General features: G+C 71.0%; 1 protein-coding gene and 1 pseudogene. Both read left to right on the forward strand.

Annotated elements, in window-relative coordinates:
* The first annotated feature begins 131 nt into the window (after positions 1–131).
* Positions 132–986, forward strand: a complete 855-nt coding sequence (locus tag GT042_RS14040) for a phosphatase PAP2 family protein (RefSeq protein ID WP_161309040.1) — start codon at positions 132–134, stop codon at positions 984–986.
* Positions 983–1463, forward strand: a pseudogene (locus GT042_RS14045) (hypothetical protein); the annotation flags it as partial. The gene GT042_RS14040 and the pseudogene GT042_RS14045, both read left to right, overlap by 4 nt.

A 1463-nucleotide genomic window follows, 5' to 3' on the forward strand; every position in this document is an offset into this window, starting at 1 on the left:
CGATACGCCACTGTACCGATACGGATCCGTATCGGTACAGTGGCGTATCGATAGGGCGTGGCACGACCGCGTCACCGCTTCAACGCGCCGTGAGCACCACGCCGTGTCGTCCACGCAAAGGGGTCGGGTGAATGAACGCCCGAATTGGGCCCGCCGAACGGAAGCAGGAACCTTCCGCCCGACCGCCCCTCATCCGCGAGCTGTTGCTCGTCGTCGGACTCTTCCTCGTCTACAAGCTCGGCAGGCAGCTCGCCGACGGCCGTACGGGGGAAGCCTTCAGCAACGCCCACGACGTCTGGAACTTCGAGCGCGCCGTCCATCTGCCGAGCGAGAGGGCGGTGCAGGGGGCCCTGCTGCACAGCGACACGCTCGTCCACGTCGTGAACACGTACTACGCGACCGTGCACTTCCCGGCCACGGTGCTCTTTCTCGCGTGGCTGTACTGGCGCAGGCCCGTCCACTACGTCTGGTCCCGGCGGGTCCTCACCGCGCTGACCGGAGCCGCGCTCGTGCTGCACCTGCTGGTGCCGCTGGCTCCGCCGCGGATGCTGGCCTCGACGGGCCTGATCGACACCGGGCGGGTGTTCGGCCCGTCGGTGTACGGGGCGAGCCCGGCGAGCGACCAGCTGTCGAACCAGTTCGCCGCGATGCCGTCGCTGCACGTCGGGTGGGCGCTGATGGTGGCGGTCGGCCTCATCGCCGCGACGCGTTCGCGGTGGCGCTGGCTGTGGCTGCTGCATCCGCTGATGACGCTGTTCGTGGTGGTGTCCACGGCCAACCACTACTGGCTCGACGCGATCGTGGCGGTGGCGCTGCTGGGGGTGGCGCTGGCGTTCATCCGGGTGCCGAGGCGGGGTTCGCTGATCGTACGGTCGTCCAAGGAGCCCGACTCTTCCGCCGTACCCGAGTCTTCCGACGTACCCCACCCCCACTCGTCCGCCGTACCCGACACCGTTCCACTCGTCTCATCAGGGGGCTCACGATGAATGGCGGAACGCTCGTCGCGGTGGCGCTGTCACTTGTCTCGGCTGTCGCGTACGCCTCCGCGGCGGTGGCGCAGGAGCGGCTGGCCGCGCGTACGGACCCCGGCACCGGACTGCTCACCCTGCTGCGGCGCGGCACGTGGTGGTCGTCGGTCGGACTGAACGCCACCGGGGCGCTGTTGCACGTCGCGGCCCTGACGTACGGGTCGCTCACCGTGGTCCAGCCGCTGGGCGCGCTCACCCTGGTCGCGGCGGTGCCGCTCGGCGCGCGACGGGCGGGCCGGCAGGTCAGCAGGGGCGAGTGGCGGGGTACGGCGTTCACGCTGGTCGGCCTCGCGATCATCCTGACGACGGCGGCGGGGACCACTCCGGACGAGACGCTGACCCTGCCGCAGGCACTGGCCGTCGCGGCGGTGGCGATGGCCCTGGTGGCCCTGCTCACCAGGCCGGCGGGCGCGCAGCCCGGCCTGCGGAACGCGG

The organism is Streptomyces sp. SID3212, from assembly GCF_009865405.1.
Classification (GTDB): domain Bacteria; phylum Actinomycetota; class Actinomycetes; order Streptomycetales; family Streptomycetaceae; genus Streptomyces.

Coding starts and splice junctions, on each gene's coding strand:
- GT042_RS14040 (WP_161309040.1), top strand. CDS start 132: ATGAACGCCCGAATTGGGCCCGCCGAACGGAAGCAGGAACCTTCCGCC.